Here is a 24,658-nt window from a genome sequence, read left to right on the forward strand (position 1 = left end):
CACGGGCTGACAGTTTTTACCTCTGCCAGCGGGGCGCGAGAGCGACGTCTCGCTGGTCTTTTTTACACCGCGGTACCTGGTGGCCAGGGCGTTCATGACAGTCGATCAACGCATGCTGCTCATGCACGGATCCAGCCACCCCCGAATAACAGCGCCGTCAGCGTCGGCGCGAATGAGGGCACTATGAGCAAGACCAACGAATCCTTGATGCAACGCCGTGTCAACGCCGTCCCACGTGGCGTTGGCCAGATCCACCCGATCTTCGTCGACACCGCGAAGAACGCGACCGTGATCGACGTTGAAGGCCGCGAACTGATCGACTTCGCCGGCGGCATCGCAGTACTGAACACCGGCCACCTGCACCCGAAAGTCGTGGCTGCCGTGCAAGAGCAGCTGACCAAGGTCAGCCACACCTGCTTCCAGGTTCTGGCCTACGAGCCCTACGTAGAGCTGTGCGAGAAGATCAACGCCCTGGTTCCAGGCGACTTCGCCAAGAAGACCCTGCTGGTCACCACCGGTTCCGAAGCCGTTGAAAACGCCGTCAAGATCGCCCGTGCCGCCACTGGCCGTGCCGGTGTCATCGCCTTCACCGGCGGTTACCACGGCCGTACCATGATGACCCTGGGCCTGACCGGCAAGGTCGTGCCGTACTCCGCTGGCATGGGCCTGATGCCAGGTGGCATCTTCCGCGCCCTGTACCCGAGCGAGCTGCACGGCGTCAGCGTCGACGAGTCGATCGCTTCGATCGAGCGTATCTTCAAGAACGATGCCGAGCCTAAGGACATCGCCGCGATCATCCTCGAGCCGGTCCAGGGCGAGGGTGGTTTCATCCCGGCACCGAAAGAGCTGATGCAGCGCCTGCGCGCCCTGTGCGACCAGCACGGCATCCTGCTGATCGCCGACGAAGTGCAGACCGGCGCTGGCCGTACCGGCACCTTCTTCGCCATGGAGCAGATGGGCGTCGCGCCTGACCTGACCACCTTCGCCAAGTCCATCGCTGGCGGCTTCCCGCTGGCCGGTGTGTGCGGCAAGGCCGAGTACATGGACGCCATCGCCCCGGGTGGCCTGGGCGGTACCTACGCCGGTTCCCCGATCGCCTGCGCCGCGGCCCTGGCCGTGATCGAAGTGTTCGAGGAAGAGAAGCTGCTCGAGCGCAGCCAGGCGGTGGGCGAGCGCCTGACCGCTGGCCTGCGCAAGATCCAGGAAAAGCACCCGATCATCGGTGATGTCCGTGGCCTGGGCTCGATGGTCGCTGTCGAAGTGTTCGAGAAGGGGACCCACACCCCGAACGCTGCCGCGGTCGCCCAGGTCGTGGCCAAGGCACGCGACAAGGGCCTGATCCTGCTGTCCTGCGGCACCTACGGCAACGTCCTGCGTATCCTGGTGCCGGTCACCGCGCCGGACGAGCAGCTGGACAAAGGCCTGGCGATCATCGAAGAGTGCTTCGCCGAGCTGGCCTGAATGTGACAGGCGTTAGAAAAAAACCCGCTTCGGCGGGTTTTTTTTTGCACCCTCGATGCGGCTGGGCGCTATCGTAGGCGGATGGATTTGCCTTGGAAGCTGCGAAGGATCGTGTGTCAAGGATTACCCAGGAGCCACTCATGAGCGCTGCCGACCCCATCCCGCCTTGTATCCTGATTGCCGAAGGCGATCCGTGGGTGCGCGACATGCTTCGCGACATGTTGCTCAGCGTGCGCTGCGACGCCCGCCTGCAGGTCTGCGCCAACGGCTCCGAGGCCTTGGCCGCGCTGTCGAGCAAGCCTGACCTGATCATTGCCGCCCGTGAGCTGGCCGGGGTCGATGGCCTCGACCTGTTGCGCAACGTGCGTGCCAAGGGGTACAAGCCGTCCCTGCCGTTCATATTGATGAGCGAGCGCACCGACAGCGCCAGTGTGCATGAGGTGCTACCGTTCCACCCCACCGCCTACCTGGGCAAACCCCTCGACCTGGCCAACCTGCGCAAGCGGTTGGAGAGCCTGTTGCTGGCGGTTGGCGAGCAGATTGCCTGCCCGACGCCGTCCTTGCAGCCGGGCATCCGCCTGTCGGCGTTCCTCGAGCAACGCCGTGTCACTGCCGATGGCGGGCCGCTGTTCGCCGATGTGCAGGTGGCGATCAAGCGCGCCCTCAACCCCCATGGGCTGAACCTCAAGGTGCTCGAGGAAGAGGTACGCAACGATCCGCAGATCACCGGCGTGCTGATCGCGGCGGCCAACAGCGCCGCACTGCATCGCGAGGCGCCGGTGCAGACCCTGCTGCAGGCGCTGAACAAGCTCGGCAGCACCCAGAGCATGAACCTGATCCTGGGCCTGGCGCTCAAGCGCAGCGCTCGCCTGAGCGACCTGTTGCTGGCCCGGCATGCCGCTCACTACTGGGACCTGTCCCTGCACACCGCCGAGTACGCCCGCAGCCTGGCGCGCATGCTCGAGCTGGATGAAGGCCGCTGCTACTGCGCCGGACTGCTGCACTGCCTGGGCGACCTGGCCGTGCTGCGTTGCCTGCAGGAATGGCGCCTGGCCGGTGGCGAGCTGGACGAGGACCAGGTGCAGTTGTCGCTGAACGCGTTCGGCGCCGCCTTCGGCTCGGCGCTGCGCACCCGCTGGCGGCTGCCGCTGAGCCTGCACGAGCTGATCGCCGCCATCTACCAGTTGGGTGGCGGGGTGTATTCGCGGGAGATCCTGGCAATGAACCTGGCCGGGCAACTGGCGCGGCTGCCGGCGGAGCAGGGGATGGAGAAAATCGCCGACAGCAAGACGGCACGGTTGCTCAAGCTGGGCTTGCCGGAGCTGGGGCGGTTGCGCAGGGTGGAGAAACAGGAGATCGTCCAGCCGGAGGCCAACCGGTAGATCCCGTGTGACAGCCCAGGATCTTGAGAAAACAGGGGGTTCTGAATGGCGAAACCCAGCCTAGGCTGGGTTTCGCAGGTCCCTCTAAGGGGAATAAAGCGCTGAGTGCCTCTAAGGGCTACGGGGCCACGATAGGGAAAAGCTTGGATCCTGTCAATTTTTGAGCAGGGAGCTCGCATTCATCACCTTCACCACGGCGCGTTGGACTCGCTCGACAACCTCGCGTGCCACGACTTGCTCAAGAAAACCGCGGCCGATGGTCCTGGGCTTGAACAAGCGCTCCCGGCTCACCTGGGCGACCAAGTCAGCCTTGGCCCAACGTACCTGTTGCTTGAAATACGGGAGATCCTCGATCAGGTCGGCAGAGAACTGCACATGCCATCCTCGGCTCAGCTTGCCGGGATCCTTGGTGGTCGAGAGTGGAACGACAATACAGGCATTCGAATCGATTTTTCCATTGAGCACCATGACAAGCCGATTTTTCACCATTTCCGGTTTAAGGCGGAAGTCGTACCGACTCGATGCTGAAACAACATCGCCTTGATCTCGATACTCGCCGTAATTGCATTCCAGCACCTGCCCTACTTTTGGCTCGAACCTAATTGCCATGTTCCACCCTGAGCAGTTGTTAAGCGGCTCATGGTGTCATAACGGGAACAGCTTCCGATTGCTCTAGGAATGCCTCACGGCAATTAAAGAATATTCCCCTTTGGAAGGTAACCAAAGGGAGTAAGACATTTCTGAGCTTGCTAGATAATGGATCCAAATGGGCAAGTATGGCCATTCGGGGCTGGCTCACCCCAGCACGATCTGGTTCTTGCCCTGCCGCTTGGCCTGGTACATGGCTGCATCGGCCCGGGCGAACAGGGCTTCGAGGGTTTCGTCGGTGTCGTTCAGGCCAGTCAGGCCCTGGCTCACGGTGACGCCATACACCTGCTGCCCATGGCTGAAGCTCAGGCGCTGGATCTCGCGTTGCAAGCGTTCGGCGATGTGCTTGGCGACTTGGGCGGTGCAGCCGGGGAAGACCGCCGCGAACTCCTCGCCACCGATACGCCCGAACAGGTCGCCCCGGCGCAGCACGGCCCTGCCGCTGTCGGCGATACGTTGCAGCACCTGGTCGCCTTCCTGGTGGCCGTAGCTGTCGTTGATCTGCTTGAAGTCGTCGATGTCGAGCAACAGGAAGGCCAGGGGCGAACCCTCCTCGCGCGCGGCCTCGAAGGCTTGGCGGGCGCATTCGAAGAAGTGCCGGCGGTTGCTGCTCTGGGTCAGCACATCGGTGGTGGCCAGGCGTTGCAACTCGCCTTCGAGCTGCTTCTTCTCGGTGATGTCCTCGGCGATACCGACGATGATCACCCGCTGTTCGTTTTCACGTTGCTGGTTGATGAAGCATTTGTCGCTCAGCCAGCGCACTTGGCCCGCGGCATTGATGATGCGGTACTCGCGGTCTTCCACCGCGCCCTTGAGCAGCACCTGGGCCAGGCTGCGCTCGGCGTAGTCCAGGTCGTCGGGGTAGATGCTGTCGCGCCACTCGTTGTAGTCGGCCAGCACCAGGCTGGCCGGGCGCCCGAAGATACGTTCGTAGGCTGGGCTGACATACAGCACCTGGCGGGTCTCCCAGTCGAAGGCCCAGAGCACGGCATTGAGGCTGTCGAGCAGCGAGCTGTAGAGCTGCTCGCGTTCGCTCAGGCGAGCCACTTCGCCCTGAGCGTGCAGCAGGGCGAGCAGGGTCTGGGCGGCTTCGGGCGGCGGGTTGCCGCAGAGGGGCGGGGTGAAGTCTTTGGCCATGAGCACGGAACGGTTCTCGGCATGAAAGCGTGCGGCCACGATCCGGCCCGCCACGCGGGCGATGTGCCGGATTTGAGTGGAAGGCAGGGGACGAAGTTCCGGGGTGGCCCGCCCCGTCGCGGGGCGGGCCGATCAACGGTGCTCAGGCCCCGGCAGGGCGCAGGGAGTAGGTCTTGAGCTGGCCGGCGAAGTCGCGCAGGGCCTGGATACCACTGGCCTCGGCCTCATGCACCCAATCCTTCATGGCGGCGAGCATGTCGTGGCCGTTGGCGCTGGTACGGGCCCAGATCTGCTGCAGGGCCAGGCGTTTTTCATAGATGGTCTTGAGCGCCTGGCTGTGGGCCAGCATGGACTCGATACGTACGTGATGGCGGTCCTGCAGCAGGCTGGTTTCCCGCGACAACAGGCGCTTGGCGCGGCGGAAGCGGTAGCGCATCGAGGCATCGACCCGGGCCAGTTCCTGCTTGACCAATGGCGCGATCACCAGCTTGCGGTACTGGGCCATGATCTGGAAACGGTTGTTGAGGATCGCCATGGCCGTGTCCATGTCCAGGTGCGCCTTGCCCTCGACGCGGTGGGCGATGGGCGCCACACGCTGCACCTTGGCCAGGCGCAGCAGGCACAGCAGGCGGATCCACATCCAGCCGATGTCGAACTCCCAGCGCTTGACCGACAGCTTGGCCGAGTTGGGGTAGGTGTGGTGATTGTTGTGCAGCTCCTCGCCGCCAATGACGATGCCCCAGGGCACCAGGTTGGTGGCCGCGTCGCGGCATTCGAAGTTGCGGTAGCCCAGCGCATGGCCCAGGCCGTTGACCACGCCAGCGGCCCAGAACGGAATCCACATCATCTGCACTGCCCAGATGGTGATGCCGATGGTGCCGAACAGCAGCAGGTCGATCAGTGCCATCAGCGCCACGCCGCCGAGCCTGTAGCGCGAATAGAGGTTGCGTTCGATCCAGTCGTCCGGGCAGTTCTTGCCGTAGATGCGCAGGGTCTCGGGGTTGCGCGCTTCCTCACGGTAGAGCTCGGCGCCCTTGCGCAGCACGGTGCCCAGGCCCTTGTGCAGCGGGCTGTGCGGGTCGTCGGGGGTTTCGCACTTGGCGTGGTGCTTGCGGTGCACCGCGGTCCACTCGCGGGTGTTCTGCGCGGTGGTCAGCCACAGCCAGAAGCGGAAGAAGTGCTTGAGCCCGGCATTGAGCTCCAGGGCGCGGTGGGCCGAGTAGCGATGCAGGTAGAGGGTGACGCTGACGATGGTCACATGGGTCATCAGCAGGGTGACGCCGACCAGTTGCCAGGCCGACAAGTCGAGCAAACCGTTGTACCACATAGGTGTAGAAGCCCTCGGAAACACAGGGGAACAGCGTCGGCAATTATCCCCTGGCGGGGAAATAAAGCCAGTCGTCCGTTGCGAGGGTGCCAGCCCTGTCGCGGGTGCGCGCGCTCCCGCACGAGGTCGTGCAGCCCCCGTGGCAGCGGGCTTGCCCGCGAGCAGGGCAGATGAAATCTGCAACCTATTTCTAATGCCGGGAATTAAGTCACGGCATGTTTCCGCCTTTATAATGCCCCATCCTTTTTCATGGGCTTACCCACCCGACATGTCTGTTTCCGTTCGCGACGCCCTGCGCATGGCGGCGTTGTACCTGGTGCTCTCGATTCTCTGGCTGGTGCTGTCCGAACAGGTGCTGCGCGGCCTTTCCGATGACCCGACGGTGCTGGCCGTGGGCCGCCAGGCCAATGTGCTCGTCTGGGTGCTGGTCAGTGCCTTGCTGATCTTCGTCTCGCGTGCCCGCCTGCTCAATTTCATCGGCATCGGTGCGCGCCTGCGCCGCGAGGACCGTGAGCGCCTGCGCATGGCCGCGGCGGTGTTCGACAGCACCCTGGAGGGCGTGTTGGTGACCGACCGCGGCGGCCTGATCGTGCACGTCAACCGGGCCTTCATGCGCATCACCGGCTACCAGCAGGACGAGGTGATCGGCCAGCGCCCTAGCAAGTTCAAGTCGGGCCACCACGGTGCGCCGTTCTACCAGCAGATCTACGCCGCGCTGGCGCAGAAGGGCGAGTGGAGCGGCGAGATCTGGAACCGGCGCAAGAGCGGCGAGATCTACCCGCAGTGGCAGACGATCTGCGCCATCCGCGACGACAGCGGCGCGGTCAGCCACTATGTGGCGGTGTTCAGTGACATCAGCGCGATCAAGCACTCCGAACGGGAGCTGGCCTACCTGGCGCACCACGATCCGCTGACCGGCCTGCCCAACCGATTGCTGTTCAACGACCGGGCCGAGCAGGCCCTGGCCGCCGCCCAGGCCAACAAGCGCGGCTGTGCCCTGTTGCTGCTGGACCTCGATCATTTCCAGAGCATCAACGATGGCCTTGGCCACACCATCGGCGACCAGTTGCTCAAGCTGGTCGGCGAGCGCCTGCGCGACATCCTCGGCCATGGCGTGACCCTGGCGCGCCTGGGCGGCGACGAGTTCGGCGTGCTGGCTGAGAACTGCCCACAGGTCGGCCAAGCCGCGACCCTGGCGCAGACGATCATCGAGCGCATGCGCGAGCCGTTCGTCTTCGACGACAATCGCCTGTTCATCAGCGTCAGTGTCGGTATCAGCCTGTTCCCCAGCGATGCGCTCGGCGCCGAGCAACTGCTGCGCAATGCCGATTCGGCGCTGTTCAAGGCCAAGAGCAATGGCCGCGCCTGCTACGCCCTGTACACCGAGGAACTGACCGCCCACGCTCAGCACCGGGTCGAGACTGCCGGCGAGTTGCGCCGTGCCCTGGAGCACGAAGAGCTGCGTGTGTACTTCCAGCCGGTGCACGACCTGTGCAGCGACAGGATGGTCGGGGTCGAGGCGTTGGTGCGCTGGCAGCATCCGCTACGGGGGCTGGTGTCGCCGGGCGAGTTCATCCCCATCGCCGAGCGTACCGGGTTGATCGCCGAGATCGATGCCTGGGTGCTGCGCCAGGCATGCCGGCAGATGGTGCGCTGGCAGGGCGAGGGGCGGCAGCTGGCGTTCGTCGCGGTGAACATTTCCAGCCGCCTGTTCGGCCAGCGCGATCTGTACCGGCAGGTGGCCGAGGTGCTGCACGACACCGGCATGGACCCGGCGCTGCTGGAGCTGGAGGTCACCGAAAGCGCGGTGATGGAAGATCCGGAGGTGGCTCTGGAACAGTTGCACCGGCTGCGCGAGCTGGGCCTGAGCCTGGCCATCGACGACTTCGGTACCGGTTATTCGTCGTTGCTGCGGCTCAAGCGATTGCCGGTGCAGAAGCTCAAGATCGACCAGGGCTTCGTCGCCGGTCTGCCCCATGACGAGGATGACATCGCCATCGTCCGGGTGATCATCGCCCTGGCCCGCAGCATGGGCATGCAGGTGCACGCCGAGGGGATCGAGCAGGCCGAGCAGGCTCGCTTCCTGCTGGAACAGCAATGTCACCTGGGGCAGGGGTACTGGTTCGGGCGGCCGGTACCGGCACAGGCGTTGCGCTGGGACTGAGGTCGCTCTGGGGCTGCAAAGCGGCCCCGAATGGCAGCCTGACCACCAGCATTGGAAGGCTTCAGCGCTTGTTCAAGCCCTTCGCCAACCGATCCCCACCCAGCTGGATCAACGCCACCAACGCCACCAGCATGGCGATCACGGTCAGCATGACCTGGCTGTCGAAGCGCTGGTACCCATAGCGATAGGCAATGTCCCCCAGCCCGCCCGCGCCGATGGCACCGGCCATGGCCGAGGAGTTGATCAAGGTCACCAGGGTGATGGTGAAGCCGCCGACGATCCCCGGCAGTGCCTCGGGCAGCAGCACGTGCCAGACGATGTGCCAGCGCCGGCACCCCATGGCCTGGGCCGCCTCGATCAGGCCATGGTCGACCTCGCGCAGGCTGACCTCGGCGATCCTGGCGAAGAAGGGCGTGGCGGCGATGGTCAGCGGGACCACGGCGGCCCACACGCCATAGGTGGTACCCACCACCAGGCGGGTGAAGGGGATCAGGGCGACCATCAGGATCAGGAACGGGATCGAGCGGAACAGGTTGACGAACGCACTCAACACACGGTTCAGCAACGGCGCCTCGAAGATCCCGCCCTTGTCGCTGGTGACCAGCAGCACCGCCATCGGCACCCCGACCAGCAGGGCGATCAGCGACGACACGCCGACCATCAGCAAGGTATCCAGCAAGCCCTGGAACAGACGCTCAAACCACATAGCCCAGTACCTCCACCTCATCGGCCCAGCGACGGGCGCGCTCCAGCAATAGCGGCAGTGCATGGGGCGAACCCTGTACCGACAGGATCAGTTGCCCCACGGCCCGCTCGCCGATGGTCTCGATGCCGCCCTGGAGCAGGCGCACGCGCCCGCCCAGGGCACTGAACAGCTCGGACAGTTCCGGCGCGCCCAGCAGGCTCAGCCTGAGTACCAGCGCCGCATCGCTTGCGCCGGGGCTGGTGCGCAGGTTGGCCTGCAAGGCGGCGGGCAGCTTGGCTTGCAACGGCGCGAGCAAGCTGCGGGTGACCTCGTGCCGCGGTGCGCCGAACACCTGCCAGACGTCGCCCTGCTCGACGATCTGCCCACGTTCGAGCACCAGCACCCGGTGGCAGATGTCGCGGATCACCGCCATCTCGTGGGTGATCAGCACGATGGTCAGGCCCAGGCGCTGGTTGATGTCGCGCAGCAGCTCGAGGATCGAGGCGGTGGTTTCCGGGTCGAGCGCCGAGGTGGCCTCGTCGCACAGCAGGATTTCAGGGTCATGGACCAGCGCCCGGGCGATGCCCACCCGCTGCTTCTGCCCGCCCGACAACTGCGCCGGGTAGACGTGGTGCTTGTGCGCAAGCCCCACCAGCTCCAGCAGTTCGCGAACCTTGCGTTGGCGCTCGGCCTTGGCCACGCCCGCCACCTTCAGCGGCAACTCGACGTTCTGCCAGACAGTCTTGGCCGACATCAGGTTGAAGTGCTGGAAGATCATGCCGATGCGCCGGCGCAGCGCGACCAAGTGGTCCTCGTCGAACGGCGCGATGTCCACCTGGTCGATCAGCACCCGGCCCTGGGAGGGCTGTTCCAGGCGGTTGATGGTGCGTAGCAGCGATGACTTGCCGGCGCCGCTGCGGCCGATGATGCCGAAGATCTCGCCGCGGCGGATGTTCAGGTCGATGCCCTGCAAGGCGGGCTGGGCCTGGCCCGGGTAGGTCTTGCCCAGGCCGACGAAGCGCACGTGGGCATCGTTTACCTCTGGGCGCAGGGCCTGCTCGCGGGCAGGGGCCGGCGAGGCTTGCGCGGTGGGCGCCCTGAGGGCGCTGGCGCTGCTCATCTCAACCCTCCCAGCCGGCCTGGTAGAGGCTGCCGTGGGCTTTGTCCAGGGCCGCGCGCACGGCGGGCGAATGCTGGTAGATGCCGACGAACCTGGCCAGGCGCGGGTCGTCCTTGCTCTGTGGGCGGATGACGAACTGGATCACGTATTCCTTGTTCTCCAGGCCATCGAACAGCAGTGCCGAGGTGGCGTCGAAGCTGTTGGCCAGGCGGATGTACGCGGGGTAGCCCTGGACCAGGTCGGCGTCATCGTAGGCACGTACCAGTTGTACAGCTTCCACCTGGAGGATCTTCAACTGCTTCGGGTTGGCGACGATGTCGTCCTCGGTGGCCTTGTAGCCAACCCCCGGCTTGAGGTCGATCAACCCGGCCTTGGCCAGCAACTGCAGGCCGCGGCCGCTGTTGATCGGGTCGTTGGCGATGGCCACGCTGGCCCCGTTGGGCAGATCGGCAAAGCGCTTGTAGCGCTTGGAGTACAGGCCGACGTTGTTGATGATGCCCGGGGCGTAGGGCTCCAGCTCGAAGCCGGCGGCGGCCTTGGCGTTCTCCAGGAAGGGGATGTGCTGGAAGTAGTTCACGTCGATGTCGCCGCTGGCCAGGCTCACGTTCGGCGCGATCCAGTCGCTGAACTCGATCAGCTTGACCTCCAGGCCCTGCTTGCGGGCCTCGTCCACCGCCGCTTCGAGCGGGATGGCAAAGGCTGCGGTGGTGCCGACCTTCAGCGGTTCGCCGGCCAGCGCAGTGGCGGCCAGGCCCAGGGACAGCACGGCGGCCGCGACGGGCCGGAACAGTTTCTCAAGCATGGTGCAAGGCTCCAGTCGGGGCAGGGGGGGTGGCGCGGTAGGCGGCACCGGGGTGGTCGGCGGGCAGGTGCGGGTGGCCGCTGGCGAAGAGCTTCTCGCGCAGGCTGCCGGGTGCGTAGGCGGTCTTGTAGCGGCCACGGCGTTGCAGCTCGGGGACCACCAGGTCGATGAACGCCTCATGGCTTTCCGGGGTGACGGTGCGGGTCAGGTTGAAGCCGTCCAGGCCGGTCTCGTCGATCCAGGCGATCAACTGCCCGGCGACCTGTTCGGGCGAGCCGACCAGGGTCACGTAGCGCCCGCCCAGGGCGTGCTGCTCCAGCAGGCGGCGGCGGGTCCAGGCGTTGTCCTGCAACTGGCGGGTCGCGGACTGGATGGCGTTGCCCTTGGCGAAGCCGATCGGCTCGTCCAGGCCGTAGGCGGCGAAGTCGATGCCGGTGGAGCTGGCGAAGTGCGCCACGCCCGCTTCCGGGCTGGCATAGCGCAGGTATTCGGCGTGCAGGGCCTGGGCCTGCTGTTCGCTCGGCGCGACGATCACCGTGATGCCCATGAAGACCTTGATCGCCTGCGGGGCGCGGCCGCTGGCCTGGGCCGCGGCACGTACCTTGTCGACCTGTGCACGGGTGGTCGCCTTGTCCTGGCCGCTGATGAACACGCACTCGGCATGCTGGCCGGCGAAGGCCAGGCCGCGTGGCGAGCTGCCGGCCTGGAACAGCACCGGGGTACGCTGGGGCGAGGGCTCGCACAGGTGGTAGCCCTCGACATGGTAGAACTCGCCCTGGTGGCGAACCTTGCGCACCTTGTCTGGGCGGGCATAGACGCGCCGAGCGCGGTCGGCGACCACGGCGTCGTCGTCCCAGCTGCCTTCGAGCAGTTTGTACAGCACCTGCAGGTATTCGTCGGCCTGGTCGTAACGGCGGTCGTGCTCGGGTTGCCGTGCCAGGCCCATGGCGCGGGCGGCGCTGTCCAGGTAGCCGGTGACGATGTTCCAGCCGACCCGGCCATTGCTCAAATGGTCGAGGGTGGAGAGGCGCCGAGCGAACAGGTAGGGCGCGTCATAGGTGAGGTTGGCGGTCAGGCCGAAGCCCAGGTGCCGGGTCACGGCGGCCATGGCCGAGACCAGCAGCAGCGGGTCGTTGACCGGCAACTGGATGGACTCTTTGAGCGTCACGTCCACCGACTGCCCGTAGACGTCGTAGGTGCCGACGATATCGGCGATGAACAGCCCGTCGAACAGCCCGCGCTCGAGCAACTGGGCCAGCCGGGTCCAGTATTCCAGGGTCCGGTACTGGGTCGCTTGGTCCCGAGGGTGGGTCCACAGGCCGTGGTTGATGTGCCCGACGCAGTTCATGTCGAAGGCGTTGAGGAGGATCTGCTTGCCCATCAGATCGTCCCCCGGCGTGGCGGGTTCTCGCCGTTGAGGTAGTAGTTGCCGATGGCGTGGTACTTCCAGCGCACCGGGTCGTGCAGGGTGTGGACCCGGGCGTTGCGCCAGTGGCGGTCGAGGTTGTGCTCGGCCAGGGTGGCCTGGCTGCCGGCCAGTTCGAACAGGGTGCTGCCAGCTGCCAGGGAAATCTCGGTGCTGATCGCCCGGGCCTCGGCCACGGCGATGGACGCGGCGGCGACGGTGTCGGCGTTGCTGGCGTCGCGGGCGCGGTCGAGGTATTCACCGGCGCGCACCAGCAGGGCCTCGGCGGCATGCAGGCGGATGGCCAGGTGACCGAAGCTCTTGAGACTCAGTGGGTCGTCGCTGGCCTTGTCGACGCCGGAATCGACCCAGGGGCGGCTACGGCTGCGCACGAAGCGCAGGGCGTCGTCGAAGGCGGCGCGGGCGATGCCGGTATCGATGGCGGCATGGAGGATCTGCGCCAGCGGGCCGACCGGGGTCGGGCGCTCGAAGGCGCTGTCGAAGGGCACCACGTCCTGGTTCGCGACGAACACGTTGTCGAACGTCACCGAGCCGCTGCCGGTGGTACGCTGGCCGAAGCCGCTCCAGTCGTCGATCACCTGCAGGCCAGCAGCATCGGCAGGCACGAAGGCCAGGTGCTGTACACCCTGTTCATCGATCACCGAGGTGGGGATGCGCTGGGCGTACAGGGCGCCGGTGGCGTAGAACTTGCGGCCGTTGATCCGCCAGCCATCGCCATCGCGGGTCAGGCGGGTGGTGCGGTCGTGGGCGGTCTTGGTGCCCAGCTCGGCCAGGGCGTTGCCCAAGCGTCGCCCGGCCAGGACCTCGGCATAGAGGCGCCGTTGCTGCTCGGGGGCGCCGTTCACCCGTAGCACTTCCAGGGCATAGAAGTGGTTCTGCGGAATCTGCCCGAGGGAGGCGTCGGCCTGGGCGATGCGGGCGATGACCTTGGCCAGGGTGACGTTGGATACCCCTGCGCCGCCGAAGGCCTTGGGCACGCTGATGGCCCACAGGCCGGAGCGGGTGAACAGGTCGAGCTCGGCGTGGGGCAGGCGGCGCTCGCGGTCGCGCAGGGCGCTGTCGCGTTGCAGCTGCTGGGCGATTTCCTCGGCGACGGCCAGGGCCTGGGCGTCGGAGGTGATCAGGGATTGGGTCATGTCGTTCTCCAAGGGGCGCTGCTTCGCTGCTCTCGCAGGGACACCCACATGAGTCGCGCTGTTCGTGAGAACAGCGTCAAACCTATGGGTGCGGGCTTGTCCGCGAAGGGCTGCGAAGCAGCCCCGGCTCACTCAAATCCAGGAATGACGGGCAGGGCGGGTGCCGTTGAGGTGCCAGGCGCCGACCGCGTGGTATTTCCAGCGCACCGGGTCGTGCAGGGTGTGCACCCGGGCGTTGCGCCAGTGACGGTCGAGGTTGAACTCGGCGAGGGTGGCGCGGCTGCCGGCCAGTTCGAACAGCTTCTCGCTGGCTTGCAGGGCGATCTCGGTGGTCAGCACCTTGGCCTCGGCCACGGCGATCGAGGCACGTGCCGCGGCGTCTTCGTCCACGGCGCCGGCGTTGACCTCGTCGAGCACCCTGGCGGCCTTGCGCAGCAGGGCCTCGGCGGCATGCAGCTCGAGCTTGAGACGGCCGATGTCGGCGATCACGTAGAGATCATCGCCGGCCCGCTCGACCTTGGCGTCGACCCATGGCCGGGACTTGTCGCGCACGAAGGCGATGGCATCCTCGATCGCCGCTTCGGCGATGCCGGCATCGATGGCCGCCTGGATCAGTTGCGAGGCGGCACCCTGGGTGTTGGGGACTTCGCGCTGGCGGCGGGTGTCGATCACCAGGTCCGCCTCCACCGGCACCTGGTCGAGCAGCACGGTGCCGCTGGCGGTGGTGCGCTGGCCGAAGCCGGACCAGTCGTCGACGATGCGCAGCCCCGGGCTGCCACGGCGGACGAAGGCCAGGCGCTGGTGGCCCTCGTCATCCAGGGCCTTGACCGCTACCCAGTGGGCGAACAGGGCGCCGGTGGAGTAGAACTTCTCGCCACTGATGCGATAGCCGGCGCCGTCGCGGGTGATCCGCGCCTTGAGCGTCAGGGTGTCCTTGGTGCCGCGTTCGGGGCCGGCATTGCCGATGCGCCAGCCGTCGAGCACGGAACGAAACAGCACGGCCTGCTGCGCCTCGCTGGCGGTCAGGCGCAGCAGTTGGAGCATGCCGAACTGGTTCTGCGGGATCTGCCCGAGCGCCGGATCGGCGGCGCTGATGAGGCGAAAGACCTCGGCGATGGTGGCGAAGGAAACCTCGGGGCCGCCATGGGCCTTGGGAATGCTGATGCTGCCCAGGCCGCTGCGGGTGAATTGTTCGATCTCGGCCCATGGCAGCCTGCGCTGCTGGTCACGGCGTGCGGCTTGCTGGCGAGCGGTCTCGGCCAGTTCGCGGGCGGCTTGCAGGGCCTCGGCATCGGTGCGCAGCACCTTGGCCGGCAGCAGCAGGGGCGAGCTGTCGAGATCGCTGGAGGGAAGCGTGTTCGGCTGGCTGGACATCAGTGCCGCTCCCTGGCTGCACTCAATGCCCTGGCGTTGCGCACTGGGGTGATTGTGATCCTGACCATTCCTTACCTCACAAAAGTTGAAAGCGTCGCCTCAGCTGACGGCGACAGACGTTTGCTGGTCCGGTGGTCCGGTCTATATACCCTATGCGCTTATAAAAACTTTATGAACTAACTTTTTGGACTATAGATAGAAGAGCCGCTCGGGCGGGGAAGGATGGCGCTTGATTGATAGGGGCGCAAAGCGCCCCCAGGTGCTCGAAAGCGCTCTAGCCTTGCGAGGCTGCCGTGCCAAGGAACTTGCGCAGGAACTGCCGCGTACGCTCCTCCTGCGGATGGGCGAACAACGCCTTGGCCTCGCCCTGCTCGACGATCACCCCCTTGTCGAAGAAGATCACCCGGTTGGCCACGTCCCGGGCAAAGCTCATCTCGTGGGTGACGATGATCATGGTGCGCTTTTCCTCGGCCAGGCCGCGGATGGTCGCCAGGACCTCGCCGACCAACTCTGGATCGAGCGCCGAGGTCGGTTCGTCGAAGAGGATCACCTCCGGTTCCATCGCCAGGGCCCGGGCGATGGCCACCCGCTGCTGCTGGCCGCCGGACAGGCGCCGCGGATACGCGTCTTCCTTGCCGCCCAGGCCGACCTTGGCCAACAGCGTGCGGCCCAGTTCCACGGCCCTGTCGCGGGGCATCTTCTTGACGATCACCGGCCCCTCGATGACGTTCTCCAGGGCGGTGCGGTGGGGGAACAGGTTGAAGTTCTGGAACACGAAGCCGGCCTGCTGGCGCAGACGGCGGATCGCCGCTTGCTGGCCGCCGAGCGGGCGGTTGGCGTCGATGCTGATGTCACCGACCTGGATGCGTCCGGCGTCGGGTGTCTCGAGCAGGTTGAGGCAGCGCAGGAAGGTGGTCTTGCCGGAGCCACTGGGGCCGATGATGGCCACCACCTCGCCGGGCTGGACGGTCAGGTCGATGCCGTTGAGCACGGTGTGGCCCTTGAACTGCTTGCTCAGGCCTTCTACGACGATCATCTTCAGTGCTCCCGGTCATGCTGGTTGACCCGCGCTTCCATGCGGTTCTGGAAGTGCGCGAGGATGCTGCACAGTATCCAGTAGATAACGGCCACGGCCAGGTACATGGTGAAGACCTCGAAGGTCCGCGCGGTGATCAGTTGGGCCTGGCGGAACAGCTCCGGTACCTGGATGGTCGCCGCCAGGGCGGTGTCCTTGACCAGGGAGATGAAGCTGTTGCCCAGCGGCGGCAGGGCGGTGCGCATGGCCTGTGGCAGGATCGCCCGGCGCATGGCCTGGGTGCGGGTCATGCCGATACTGGCGGCGGCCTCCCACTGGCCACGGTCGATCGAGGAAATCGCCGCGCGCAGGATCTCGCAGATGTACGCCGCCATGTTCAGCGACAGGCCGATCAGCGACGCCGGTATCGGGTCGAGTTCGATACCGATCTGCGGCATGCCGAAGTAGATCACGAACAGTTGCACCAGCAACGGCGTGCCGCGGAAGAACGACACGTACACCCGGGCCAGCCAGTCCAGCGGCAGGATCTTCGACAGGCGCATCAGCGCCAGGGCAAAGCCCAGGATCAGGCCGAAGAACATGCCGCCGACGCTGAGGACGACCGTGTAGCCAGCGCCCTTGAGCAGGAAGGGCGTGGAGTCGAGGACGAGTTGCAGGCTTTCGGCGATCATTGAGTGACGTCGGCACCGAAGTATTTCTCGGACAACTTGGCCAGGGTGCCGTCAGCCTTGAGCTTGTCTAGTGCCTTGTTGATCGCCTCGAGCAGCTCCGGCTCGCCCTTGCGCAGGGCCACGCCCGATTCCAGGCGCGAGAACGCCTCGCCGGCGAGCTGGGTGTCCTTGGCCTTCTGGGCGTATTCCAGGGCGGCCAGGCGGTCGATCAGGATGGCGTCGATGCGGCCGTTGCGCAGGTCGGCGAACTTGCTCGGGTCGTCCTCGTAGGTGCGCACGTCGGCCTGTGGCACGTCCTGCTTCACCCATTGCTCGTAGTTGGTGCCCAGGCCCACGCCAACCTTCTTGCCGGCTAGGTCGGCGGCCTTGTGGATGTTCAATTGCTCGGCCTTCTTCTTCAGCACCAGGGCCTGGATGCCGGAGATGGTGTAGGGCTCGGAGAAGTCGTATTTCTTCTTGCGCTCCTCGGAGATGGTCACCTGGTTGACCACCACGTCCAGGCGCTTGGATTCCAACGCCGCGAGGATACCGTCCCACTTGGTCGGCTGGATCCTGGCCTTGACCCCCAGCTCCTTGGCCAGCAGCTCGGACAACTCCACCTCGAAACCGGCCAGCTTGCCGTTCTCGTCGACGAAGCTGAACGGCGGGTAGGTGCCCTCCAGGCCGATGCTGATGCTGCCTTTTTCCTGGATGGTCTTGAGTTGCTCGCCGGCGAAGGCCTGGTTGAACAGGCCGGTGCCCAGCAGGATGGCCAGGCTGGCGGTGAGAAGCGGTTTGGCGAATGTCGACATGTGTGGGCCCCGCGCTTGTTGTGGAAGTAGTGGGTGGCGACTATAGGGGTGGGCTATATAGGTCTTGAAATAATAAAAACTTATTTTGTTATTTCTTTTATTTCTTTATCGAGAGGTTCGACAGCATTGAGGGTAGGTCAGGAATGCCTGGTCTGTCAGCGCTGCTTATGCCCGACTTAGCGCAGGATGGAATAAAGCGTTGTTTTTTCCAAGGGACGGATTTGCCGTAGAGTGGATCGTACCGGCGCAGCCATTACCAAGAAAACCGCCGGGTCAGGAGAATACCGTGAGCGAACATCCATCGACTGGGCATTGGCAACTGCAGGGTATCGTCAGCGGCTTGCGCAGCGCCCGTGAGCAATGGCGTAGCCGCAACGGCCGCAGCAGCGGCGAGCAAGGCGGGCGGGAATTGCCTTCGCGCGAGGCCATGCGGCAGATCCTCGAGCAGTTGTGCGGGGCGCTGTTTCCCATGCGTCTGGGGCCGGTGGACCTGCGTGAGGAAAGCGAGGACTTCTATGTCGGCCATACCCTGGATGCCGCCCTCACGGCGTTGCTGGCCCAGGCCCGTCTGGAGCTGCGCTACGCGGCGCGCCACGGCAAGGCCGAGATCGTCGACGTGGATGCCCATGCCCTGCGCCTGATCCAGGACTTCGCCGCCGCCCTGCCGGGCCTGCGCGTGCTGCTCGACACCGATGTACTGGCCGCCTACCAGGGCGACCCGGCGGCGCGCAGCGTCGACGAGGTCTTGCTGTGCTACCCGGGCATCCTGGCGGTCATCCACCACCGCCTGGCCCACCACCTGTACCAGGCCGGCTTGCCGCTGCTGGCGCGGATCAGTTCGGAGCTGGCCCACTCGGCCACCGGTATCGACATCCACCCCGGTGCGCAGATCGGCTCGAGCTTCTTCATCGACCATGGCACGGGCGTGGTGATCGGCGAGACCGCGATCATCGGTGAACGGGTACGCATCTACCAGGCGGTGACCCTGGGCGCCAAGCGCTTCCCGGCCGACGAGACCGGCATGCTGCACAAGGGCGAGCCGCGCCACCCGATCGTCGAGGACGATGTGGTGATCTATGCCGGGGCGACCATCCTTGGGCGGATCACCATCGGCAAGGGCTCGACCATCGGCGGCAACGTCTGGCTGACCCGCAGCGTTCCGCCGGAGAGCAACATCACCCAGGCGAACCTGCAGCTGGAATGCGAGGGGCAGAAGTAGGCCTGGCGCTTGGGATGACGGGGGCAGTCCATTCTGTGGGAGCCGGCTTGCCGGCGATGGGGCGCGAAGCGGCCCCAACTACCCGCGCCGTGAAAGGTTCGATGGTCGGCCGAACCGCGACCCCGGGTCGCATTGAACGCCGATCCATGTTTAACTTGAACGCTTGTTCAAATTAAACGCTGGTCCATTGCCGGTGTTCAACAGGAGGATTCCCTTTGCTGAACCCGTTCAATCCGAACCTTACGTCCTTCGACGAGGTGCACGTTCAATGACTGCACCGACGCCATCCCTTGCCAACGGCAAGATCCGCATGAACCCGCCGGTGTTCTATTTCGCGGCAAGCTTCATCCTCATCTTCGGCCTGGTGGTCATCGCCAACCCGCAGGCGGCGGGCGAGTGGTTGCTGGCGGCACAGAACTGGGCGGCCAACACGGTCGGCTGGTACTACATGCTGGCCATGACCCTGTACCTGGTCTTCGTGGTGGTCACCGCCTTGTCTGGCTACGGCAAGATCAAGCTCGGTGCCGACCACGACGAACCCGAGTTCAGCTACCTGTCCTGGGCCGGCATGCTGTTCGCCGCCGGCATCAGCATCACCCTGTTCTTCTTCTGCGTCTCCGAACCCCTGACCCACATGCTCCAGCCCCCCCAGGGCGAGGCAGGTACGGTGGAGGCCGGGCGCCAGGCGATGCAGTTGCTGTTCCTGCACTGGGGCCTGCATGGTTGGGGTGTGTTCGCCTTCGTCGGCATGGCCCTGGCCTATTTCGCCTACCGCCACAACCTGCCGCTGGCGCTGCGCTCGGCGCTGTACCCGTTGATCGGCAAGCGCATCAACGGGCCGATCGGCTACGCGGTGGACGGCTTCGGCATCATCGCCACGGTGTTCGGCCTGGGCGCCGACATGGGCTTTGGCGTGCTGCACCTGAACGCAGGCCTGGACTACCTGTTCGGCATCGACCACAGCCAGTGGGTGCAGGTGATCCTCATCGTGCTGATGATGGGCGCGGCCGTCGCCGTGGCGGTCGCCGGGGTGGAGAAGGGCGTGCGGGTGATGAGCGACATCAACTTGTTCCTGGCCTGCGCTCTGCTGTTGTTCGTGCTGTTCGCCGGACCTACCCAGCACCTGTTCAACACCCTGATCCAGAACCTGGGCGACTACCTTGGCGCCTTGCCGCGCAAGAGCTTCGATGTCTATGCCTACGGCGAGAACCGAGACTGGCTGGGCGGCTGGACGGTGTTCTACTGGGCCTGGTGGATCGCCTGGGCGCCCTTCGTCGGGCTGTTCATCGCACGGATTTCCCGGGGCCGCACGATCCGTGAGTTCGTCTTCGGCGTGCTGCTGATCCCGCTGGGGTTCACCCTGGCGTGGATGTCGATCTTCGGCAACAGCGCCATCAATCAGGTGCTCGAACACGGCATGACCGCGCTGGCCCAGTCGGCCTTGGACAACCCGCCCATGAGCCTGTACCTGCTGCTGGAAACCTACCCGTGGAGCAAGACGGTGATCGCGGTGACGGTGTTCATCAGCTTCGTGTTCTTCGTCACCTCGGCCGACTCCGGCACCGTGGTGCTCTCGACCCTGTCGGCCAAGGGCGGCAACGCCGACGAAGACGGGCCGAACTGGCTGCGCATCTTCTGGGGGGCGATGACCGCATTGGTCACCAGTGGGCTGCTGTTCGCCGGCAGCATCGACTCGCTCAAGTCCGCGGTGGTGCTGACCTCGCTGCCGTTCTCGCTGATCCTGCTGTGCATGATGTGGGGGTTGCACAAGGCGTTCTACCTGGAGTCCCAGCGGCAGATCGCGCAGATGCATTCGCTGGCACCGTTCGCCCAGTCACGCCGTGGTCGCGGCGGCTGGCGCCAGCGCCTGAGCCAGGCGGTGCACTTCCCATCGCGGGACGAGGTGTATCGCTTCATGGATGACGTGGTGCGCCCGGCCATCGCCGAGGTGACCGAGGTGTTCGAGCAGAAGGGGCTGGCGTTGATCACCCAGGACGATCCGAGCCATGACAACGTCAGCCTGAAGATCGGCCATGGCGAGGAACAGCCGTTCATCTACCAGGTGCAGATGCGCGGGTACTTCACCCCATCGTTCGCCCTCGGTGGGCTGGGGACCCAGGAGTTGAGGAATCGCCGTTACTACCGCGCCGAGGTGCATCTGTCCGAGGGCAGCCAGAACTACGACCTGGTGGGCTACAGCAAGGAGCAGATCATCAACGACATCCTCGACCAGTACGAGCGGCACATGCAGTTCCTGCACCTGGTCCGGTAGATCGCTGGGGCCGCTTTGCGGCCCCTTCGCGACACGAGGCCCTTCAGAACGGCACATCCCCAAGAATGGTCGCCCGGTGCATCACCCGCCGCTGCGGCCGGTAGTCGTCCACCGCGTAATGCTGGGTCACACGGTTGTCCCAGAACGCCACGTCATGCTCCTGCCATCTCCAGCGAATGCTGAACTCCGGCCGTGTGGCATGGGCGAACAGCAGCTTGAGCAGCGCCTCGCTCTCATGCTCGTTCAATTCGTTGATCCGTGTAGTGAACCCTTCGTTGACGAACAGCGCCTTGCGCCCGCTCACCGGGTGGGTGCGCACCACCGGGTGCGACAACGGCGGGTTGTTGCGCCGGGTCGCCTCCCAGCGTGCCAGGTCTTCGGGGGTGGTGCCGAAGCGCTCCAGGGGGAACGACTTGGTGAAGTCATGCGTGGCGGTCAGGCCGTCGAGCAGCGCCTGCAATGGCGCCGACAGCGCTTCGAAGGCGGCGATGCCGCTGGCCCACAGGGTGTCTCCGCCAAAGGCTGGCAACTGCTTGGCGCTGAGCACCGCGCCCAGCGCCGGCGTCGGCAGGAAGGTGACGTCGGTGTGCCACACGGCATTGTCGCGTACATCGGTGACCGCCGTGTCGAGGACCAGCACCTGTGGGGTGTCCGGCACGTTGGGGTAGATCGGGTGGATGTGCAGGTCGCCGAAGCGCGCGGCGAAGTTCGCCTGCTGTACCGGCTCGATCGGCTGGTCGCGGAAGAACAGTACCTGGTGTTCGAGCAACGCCTGCTCGATGGCATCGCGCTGTTCGGCGCTGATGTCGCGGGTGAGGTCCACGCCGCTGATCTGGGCGCCGAGCGCCGGGCTGAGGGGGGTGACGATCAGGCTCATGTCGGTTGCTTTCCTAGGTGCCGGGGTGCCGGGGTGCCGGCGTGGTCAGTGTCATCAGTGGCTCTGCCCGTGCCAGGGCACCAGCTTGCGTTGCAGGGCGCGCAGGCCCATCTCCAGGGCGAAGGCGATCAGGGCGATCAGCAGGATCCCCAGCACCACCACGTCGGTGACCAGGAACTGCGCCGCCGACTGCACCATGAAGCCCAGGCCGCTGGTGGCGGCGATGAGCTCGGCGGCCACCAGGGTCGACCAGCCGACACCCAGGCCGATGCGGATGCCGGTGAGGATGTCGGGCAGGGCGCTGGGCAGGATCACGTGGCGGATCAGCTGGGCCTTGCTGGCGCCCAGGGACTGCGCCGCGCGCAGCCTGGCCGGATCGACGGTGCGCACGCCGGTGGCCGTGGCGATGGCGATTGGGGCGAAGATCGCCAGGTAGATCAGCAGCACCTTCGACAGCTCGCCGATGCCGCACCAGATCACGATCAGCGGCAGGTAGGCCAGCGGAGGGATCGGCCGGTAGAACTCGATCAGCGGGTCGAGGATGCCGCGGGCCACACGGTTATGGCCGATGGCGAGGCCGACCGGGATGGCGCTGAGCACCGCGGCGCCCAGGGCCAGGCCGATGCGCCCGAGGCTGGCGCCCAGGTGTTGCCAGAGGCTGGCGTCCATGTAGCCCTGGCTCAGCAGTGTCCAGGCCTTGGCCAGGATGTCGGCGGGCGAGGGCAGGAACAGCGGCTCGATCCAGCCGGCCGCGGTCACCAGCCACCAGGCCAGCAGCAAGGTGGCCAGGGTCAGGGCGCTGATCCAGCGGGTCGGCAGCGCGCGGCGTGCCTTGGCGGAGGGGTGTGGCCGGGCGTTGCGCTTGGCGGCGACCGGCAGGTCCAGGCTGCTCATGCGGACTCCTGCCGACGGGCGGCTTCGCGTTGGGAGAACACCCGCGCCAGTACGTGCTCGCGGGTCTCGATGAAGCGAGGGTGGGACTTGATCGCCCGCGCCGGCTCACCGGCGGCGTAGCGCTGGCCGAAGTCCAGCTGCAGGCGCTCGACCACGCGCCCCGGGTTGGGCGCCAGCAACACCAGTTCGCTGGCGAGGAACACGGCTTCCTCGATGTCGTGGGTGATCAGGAACACCGGCTTGGCGGTGCGTTGCCAGACTTGCAGCAACAGCTCCTGCATCTGTTCGCGGGTGAAGGCGTCGAGGGCGCCGAAGGGTTCGTCCATCAACAGCACCCGAGGGTCGGCCGCCAGCGCCCGGGCCAGGCCCACGCGCTGTTTCTGGCCGCCGGAGAGTTGCCAGATGCGCCGCTCGCCGAAGCCGGCGAGGTCGACCAGGGCGAGCATTTCGCGGGCCTTGGCCTCGCGCTCGGCGCGGGGCACTCCAGCGAGTTCCAGGCCAAAGGCGACGTTGCTCAGCACGTCCTGCCAGGGCAGCAAGGCGTCGTCCTGGAACACCACGCCGCGCTCGGCGCCCGGGCCCTGCACCGGCGCGCCATCGAGGGTGATGCGCCCACCGCTGGGGGCGACGAACCCGGCGATCAGGTTGAGCAGCGAGGTCTTGCCGCTGCCGGAGGGGCCCAGGGCTACCAGCAGTTGGCGGGGGCCGAGGTTCAGGTTGATATCGGCCAGCACCGGGGTGGTGGCGCCGGGGTACTGTGCGCTGATGCGCTCCAGTTCGAGCAAGGCCATGGCAGGCTCCGGATCAGTTGGGGAGGTATTGCGCGCTGACGTAGGGCGAGTAGTCCGGCAGTACCGCCTCGACCTTGCCTTGCTGCTTGAGGAAGGTGGCGGTGTCGGTCAGCGCCTGGGTGGTCGGTGCACCGAGCGCGCTGGCCTGGTCGGCGGCCAGGGGGTAGACGTTGCCCTGCAGCAGCACCGGGATATCGGCGGGCTTGGCGCCGGAAAGCTTGGCCAGCTTGGCGACGTTGTCCGGGTTGGCCAGCCAGGCCTGTGGGTCCTTGCCGTAGTCGGCGTAGGCGTCGAGGGTCACCTTGGCGAACGACTTGACGATGTCCGGGTGCTTGGCGGCGAAGTCTTTGCGCACGATCCAGGCGTCGAAGGTCGGTGCGCCTTTCTCGGCCAGCTCGCCAGAGGTGATCAGCACCTTGCCGTTCTCCTTGGCCACGCCCAGGGCAGGGTCCCAGACGTAGGTGGCGTCGATGTCGCCACGTTTCCAGGCGGCGATGATCGCCGGTGGCGCCAGGTTGAGGATCTGCACCTTGGCCGGGTCGATGTTCCAGTTCTTCAGGGCGGCCAGCAGGCTGTAGTGGCCGGTGGAGACGAAGGGCACGGCGACTTTCTTGCCGACCAGGTCCTGCGGCGTCTTGATGCCATCGCGGGCGACCAGGGCTTCGCCGGCGCCGATCTGCGTGGCGATCAGGAACGTTTCCACCGGCAGCTTGCGGGTGGCCGCGGCGGCCAGCGGGCTGGAGCCCAGGTAGCCGATCTGCACGTCGCCGGAGGCCACGGCGGTGATCACGTCGGCGCCGTTGTCGAACTTGCGCCAGTCGATGCTGGCCTGGCTGGCCTTTTCATAGGTGCCATCGACCTGGGCGACCTTGGCGGGGTCGACGGTGGTCTGGTAGGCCACCGTCAGGTCGGCTGCCTGGGCGAACCAGCTGGCGCCGGCCAGGGTCAGGGCGGCGAACAGGCGCAGCGGAGCGTGCGGGATCATGGGAGGACTCCTCGTCAGGCAATCAGGGTGATGGATGGCGAGAGGCTAAATGATCTAAGAAATTAAAAATAAATAACTTTTTAGCATTAGCTTAGGAGCCAATCGCTTTAAGCCTGGGGCGGCAGGCTGACGGGACGTGATCTTGCGCAATGGCGAAACAAGAGAGGCCTGCTAGGCTTTCCGGGCTTTGCGGCAGGGTGATGACGGTTATAGGCAAACGTTTGCAAATAACCTAAAGGAATGGTAGCTGGGTGCCGATACAACTTTTGGTAGTAAAGGTTCCTAGATTATTCCTTAAAAATCTTAGTAATTCATAAAACAGTCATTTTGGATTTATAGGATTGTCATTATCCTGTAGCGCAGGCGGCGTCTTAGACCAAAGTCGTGAAATGATTGGTAACGATTGACTTCACGGCCACTCTTTGGTGCTAAATCGCCCATCCCGGGTGAGCGGGGCAGA

At 65.7% G+C, this 24,658-nt stretch carries 21 protein-coding genes; 5 read left to right on the forward strand and 16 right to left on the reverse strand.

The annotated features are described in order from the left end of the window. The first annotated feature begins 183 nt into the window (after nucleotides 1-183). Together gabT and ABFA30_RS05485 are read left to right on the forward strand one after the other, a co-directional pair. Nucleotides 184-1,461, forward strand: a complete 1,278-nt coding sequence (gene gabT, locus ABFA30_RS05480) for a 4-aminobutyrate--2-oxoglutarate transaminase (RefSeq protein WP_225786673.1) — start codon at nucleotides 184-186, stop codon at nucleotides 1,459-1,461. A 140-nt stretch (nucleotides 1,462-1,601) separates the two neighbouring features. After that, nucleotides 1,602-2,843, forward strand: coding sequence for a response regulator (locus ABFA30_RS05485; protein WP_253090674.1), 1,242 nt, complete (start codon nucleotides 1,602-1,604; stop codon nucleotides 2,841-2,843). Nucleotides 2,844-2,996: 153 nt separating this feature from the next. Here the strand turns inward: ABFA30_RS05485 and ABFA30_RS05490 are convergent, their stop codons facing one another. The 3 genes from ABFA30_RS05490 to desA form a co-directional block, all read right to left on the reverse strand. Then, the gene (locus tag ABFA30_RS05490; protein WP_225786671.1) at nucleotides 2,997-3,452 is read right to left on the reverse strand and encodes a type II toxin-antitoxin system PemK/MazF family toxin; all 456 of its coding nucleotides are present in this window, start codon (nucleotides 3,450-3,452) and stop codon (nucleotides 2,997-2,999) included. 186 nt (nucleotides 3,453-3,638) lie between these two features. Then, nucleotides 3,639-4,670 (reverse strand): GGDEF domain-containing protein, encoded by a 1,032-nt coding sequence (locus tag ABFA30_RS05495; RefSeq protein WP_410046028.1) that lies wholly within the window; start codon nucleotides 4,668-4,670, stop codon nucleotides 3,639-3,641. Between the two features lie 100 nt (nucleotides 4,671-4,770). Next, the gene (desA, locus tag ABFA30_RS05500) at nucleotides 4,771-5,955 is read right to left on the reverse strand and encodes a delta-9 fatty acid desaturase DesA (protein ID WP_253090675.1); all 1,185 of its coding nucleotides are present in this window, start codon (nucleotides 5,953-5,955) and stop codon (nucleotides 4,771-4,773) included. Between the two features lie 268 nt (nucleotides 5,956-6,223). Between desA and dibA the strand changes: the two genes are divergently transcribed. Next, nucleotides 6,224-8,119 (forward strand): phosphodiesterase DibA, encoded by a 1,896-nt coding sequence (gene dibA / locus ABFA30_RS05505; RefSeq protein ID WP_410045206.1) that lies wholly within the window; start codon nucleotides 6,224-6,226, stop codon nucleotides 8,117-8,119. 61 nt (nucleotides 8,120-8,180) lie between these two features. Here dibA and ABFA30_RS05510 read toward each other — a convergent pair whose 3' ends face one another. From ABFA30_RS05510 to tcyJ, 9 genes are all read right to left on the reverse strand, one after another. Continuing rightward, nucleotides 8,181-8,825 (reverse strand): methionine ABC transporter permease, encoded by a 645-nt coding sequence (locus ABFA30_RS05510; RefSeq protein ID WP_225786668.1) that lies wholly within the window; start codon nucleotides 8,823-8,825, stop codon nucleotides 8,181-8,183. Next, the gene (locus tag ABFA30_RS05515; RefSeq protein WP_225786667.1) at nucleotides 8,815-9,924 is read right to left on the reverse strand and encodes a methionine ABC transporter ATP-binding protein; all 1,110 of its coding nucleotides are present in this window, start codon (nucleotides 9,922-9,924) and stop codon (nucleotides 8,815-8,817) included. The genes ABFA30_RS05510 and ABFA30_RS05515 overlap by 11 nt, the downstream gene beginning before the upstream one ends. Before the next feature lies 1 nt (nucleotide 9,925). Continuing rightward, nucleotides 9,926-10,726, reverse strand: a complete 801-nt coding sequence (locus tag ABFA30_RS05520) for a MetQ/NlpA family ABC transporter substrate-binding protein (RefSeq protein ID WP_225786666.1) — start codon at nucleotides 10,724-10,726, stop codon at nucleotides 9,926-9,928. Beyond that, a complete protein-coding gene (locus ABFA30_RS05525; RefSeq protein ID WP_253080302.1) occupies nucleotides 10,719-12,107 on the reverse strand; it encodes an LLM class flavin-dependent oxidoreductase in 1,389 nt (462 codons plus the stop codon). The genes ABFA30_RS05520 and ABFA30_RS05525 overlap by 8 nt, the downstream gene beginning before the upstream one ends. Then, a complete protein-coding gene (locus ABFA30_RS05530) occupies nucleotides 12,107-13,288 on the reverse strand; it encodes an SfnB family sulfur acquisition oxidoreductase (protein WP_225786664.1) in 1,182 nt (393 codons plus the stop codon). Before ABFA30_RS05530 ends, ABFA30_RS05525 begins: the two co-directional genes overlap by 1 nt. A 132-nt stretch (nucleotides 13,289-13,420) precedes the next feature. Then, a complete protein-coding gene (locus ABFA30_RS05535) occupies nucleotides 13,421-14,662 on the reverse strand; it encodes an SfnB family sulfur acquisition oxidoreductase (RefSeq protein ID WP_225786663.1) in 1,242 nt (413 codons plus the stop codon). A gap of 274 nt (nucleotides 14,663-14,936) precedes the next feature. Next, on the reverse strand, nucleotides 14,937-15,698 hold the full coding sequence (gene tcyN, locus ABFA30_RS05540) for an L-cystine ABC transporter ATP-binding protein TcyN (RefSeq protein ID WP_225786662.1): 762 nt from the start codon (nucleotides 15,696-15,698) through the stop codon (nucleotides 14,937-14,939). A gap of 2 nt (nucleotides 15,699-15,700) precedes the next feature. Then, entirely contained in the window at nucleotides 15,701-16,369 is a 669-nt protein-coding gene (tcyL, locus tag ABFA30_RS05545; protein ID WP_225786661.1) for a cystine ABC transporter permease, read from the reverse strand. After that, complete coding sequence (gene tcyJ / locus ABFA30_RS05550; protein ID WP_225786660.1) at nucleotides 16,366-17,160, reverse strand: cystine ABC transporter substrate-binding protein; 795 nt, start codon at nucleotides 17,158-17,160, stop codon at nucleotides 16,366-16,368. Before tcyJ ends, tcyL begins: the two co-directional genes overlap by 4 nt. Before the next feature lie 286 nt (nucleotides 17,161-17,446). Between tcyJ and epsC the strand changes: the two genes are divergently transcribed. Together epsC and betT are read left to right on the forward strand one after the other, a co-directional pair. After that, nucleotides 17,447-18,379 carry a serine O-acetyltransferase EpsC gene (gene epsC, locus ABFA30_RS05555; RefSeq protein ID WP_225786659.1) on the forward strand — a complete coding sequence of 311 codons (933 nt, stop codon included), beginning with the start codon at nucleotides 17,447-17,449 and terminating at the stop codon, nucleotides 18,377-18,379. Between the two features lie 310 nt (nucleotides 18,380-18,689). Continuing rightward, a complete protein-coding gene (gene betT, locus ABFA30_RS05560) occupies nucleotides 18,690-20,651 on the forward strand; it encodes a choline transporter BetT (protein WP_410046029.1) in 1,962 nt (653 codons plus the stop codon). 43 nt (nucleotides 20,652-20,694) lie between these two features. Here betT and tauD read toward each other — a convergent pair whose 3' ends face one another. The 4 genes from tauD to tauA are packed head-to-tail and all read right to left on the reverse strand — an operon-like array spanning nucleotide 20,695 to nucleotide 24,198. Next, nucleotides 20,695-21,528: a taurine dioxygenase gene (gene tauD, locus ABFA30_RS05565; protein WP_225786658.1), complete on the reverse strand. Its 834-nt coding sequence runs from the start codon at nucleotides 21,526-21,528 to the stop codon at nucleotides 20,695-20,697. Nucleotides 21,529-21,582: 54 nt separating this feature from the next. Continuing rightward, nucleotides 21,583-22,422: a taurine ABC transporter permease TauC gene (tauC, locus tag ABFA30_RS05570; protein WP_253080298.1), complete on the reverse strand. Its 840-nt coding sequence runs from the start codon at nucleotides 22,420-22,422 to the stop codon at nucleotides 21,583-21,585. Continuing rightward, nucleotides 22,419-23,213 (reverse strand): taurine ABC transporter ATP-binding subunit, encoded by a 795-nt coding sequence (tauB, locus tag ABFA30_RS05575; RefSeq protein WP_225786656.1) that lies wholly within the window; start codon nucleotides 23,211-23,213, stop codon nucleotides 22,419-22,421. The genes tauC and tauB overlap by 4 nt, the downstream gene beginning before the upstream one ends. Nucleotides 23,214-23,226: 13 nt before the next feature. Next, nucleotides 23,227-24,198, reverse strand: a complete 972-nt coding sequence (tauA, locus tag ABFA30_RS05580; protein WP_253080297.1) for a taurine ABC transporter substrate-binding protein — start codon at nucleotides 24,196-24,198, stop codon at nucleotides 23,227-23,229. Nucleotides 24,199-24,658 lie beyond the last annotated feature (460 nt).

It is taken from the genome of Pseudomonas sp. HLMP, assembly GCF_046365545.1.
GTDB classification, from domain to species: Bacteria; Pseudomonadota; Gammaproteobacteria; order Pseudomonadales; family Pseudomonadaceae; genus Aquipseudomonas; species Aquipseudomonas guariconensis_B.

What these genes read in the sequence shown, in the direction of transcription:
- gabT (WP_225786673.1), top strand. Translation starts at nt 184, where the DNA reads ATGAGCAAGACCAACGAATCCTTGATGCAACGCCGTGTCAACGCCGTC.
- tauC (WP_253080298.1), bottom strand. Translation starts at nt 22,422, where the DNA reads ATGAGCAGCCTGGACCTGCCGGTCGCCGCCAAGCGCAACGCCCGGCCA.
- ABFA30_RS05485 (WP_253090674.1), top strand. Translation starts at nt 1,602, where the DNA reads ATGAGCGCTGCCGACCCCATCCCGCCTTGTATCCTGATTGCCGAAGGC.
- desA (WP_253090675.1), bottom strand. Translation starts at nt 5,955, where the DNA reads ATGTGGTACAACGGTTTGCTCGACTTGTCGGCCTGGCAACTGGTCGGC.
- tauB (WP_225786656.1), bottom strand. Translation starts at nt 23,213, where the DNA reads ATGGCCTTGCTCGAACTGGAGCGCATCAGCGCACAGTACCCCGGCGCC.
- ABFA30_RS05530 (WP_225786664.1), bottom strand. Translation starts at nt 13,288, where the DNA reads ATGACCCAATCCCTGATCACCTCCGACGCCCAGGCCCTGGCCGTCGCC.
- ABFA30_RS05490 (WP_225786671.1), bottom strand. Translation starts at nt 3,452, where the DNA reads ATGGCAATTAGGTTCGAGCCAAAAGTAGGGCAGGTGCTGGAATGCAAT.
- betT (WP_410046029.1), top strand. Translation starts at nt 18,690, where the DNA reads ATGAACCCGCCGGTGTTCTATTTCGCGGCAAGCTTCATCCTCATCTTC.
- ABFA30_RS05515 (WP_225786667.1), bottom strand. Translation starts at nt 9,924, where the DNA reads ATGAGCAGCGCCAGCGCCCTCAGGGCGCCCACCGCGCAAGCCTCGCCG.
- ABFA30_RS05520 (WP_225786666.1), bottom strand. Translation starts at nt 10,726, where the DNA reads ATGCTTGAGAAACTGTTCCGGCCCGTCGCGGCCGCCGTGCTGTCCCTG.
- tcyJ (WP_225786660.1), bottom strand. Translation starts at nt 17,160, where the DNA reads ATGTCGACATTCGCCAAACCGCTTCTCACCGCCAGCCTGGCCATCCTG.
- ABFA30_RS05535 (WP_225786663.1), bottom strand. Translation starts at nt 14,662, where the DNA reads ATGTCCAGCCAGCCGAACACGCTTCCCTCCAGCGATCTCGACAGCTCG.
- tcyL (WP_225786661.1), bottom strand. Translation starts at nt 16,369, where the DNA reads ATGATCGCCGAAAGCCTGCAACTCGTCCTCGACTCCACGCCCTTCCTG.
- ABFA30_RS05525 (WP_253080302.1), bottom strand. Translation starts at nt 12,107, where the DNA reads ATGGGCAAGCAGATCCTCCTCAACGCCTTCGACATGAACTGCGTCGGG.
- dibA (WP_410045206.1), top strand. Translation starts at nt 6,224, where the DNA reads ATGTCTGTTTCCGTTCGCGACGCCCTGCGCATGGCGGCGTTGTACCTG.
- ABFA30_RS05510 (WP_225786668.1), bottom strand. Translation starts at nt 8,825, where the DNA reads ATGTGGTTTGAGCGTCTGTTCCAGGGCTTGCTGGATACCTTGCTGATG.
- tauA (WP_253080297.1), bottom strand. Translation starts at nt 24,198, where the DNA reads ATGATCCCGCACGCTCCGCTGCGCCTGTTCGCCGCCCTGACCCTGGCC.
- tcyN (WP_225786662.1), bottom strand. Translation starts at nt 15,698, where the DNA reads ATGATCGTCGTAGAAGGCCTGAGCAAGCAGTTCAAGGGCCACACCGTG.
- tauD (WP_225786658.1), bottom strand. Translation starts at nt 21,528, where the DNA reads ATGAGCCTGATCGTCACCCCCCTCAGCCCGGCGCTCGGCGCCCAGATC.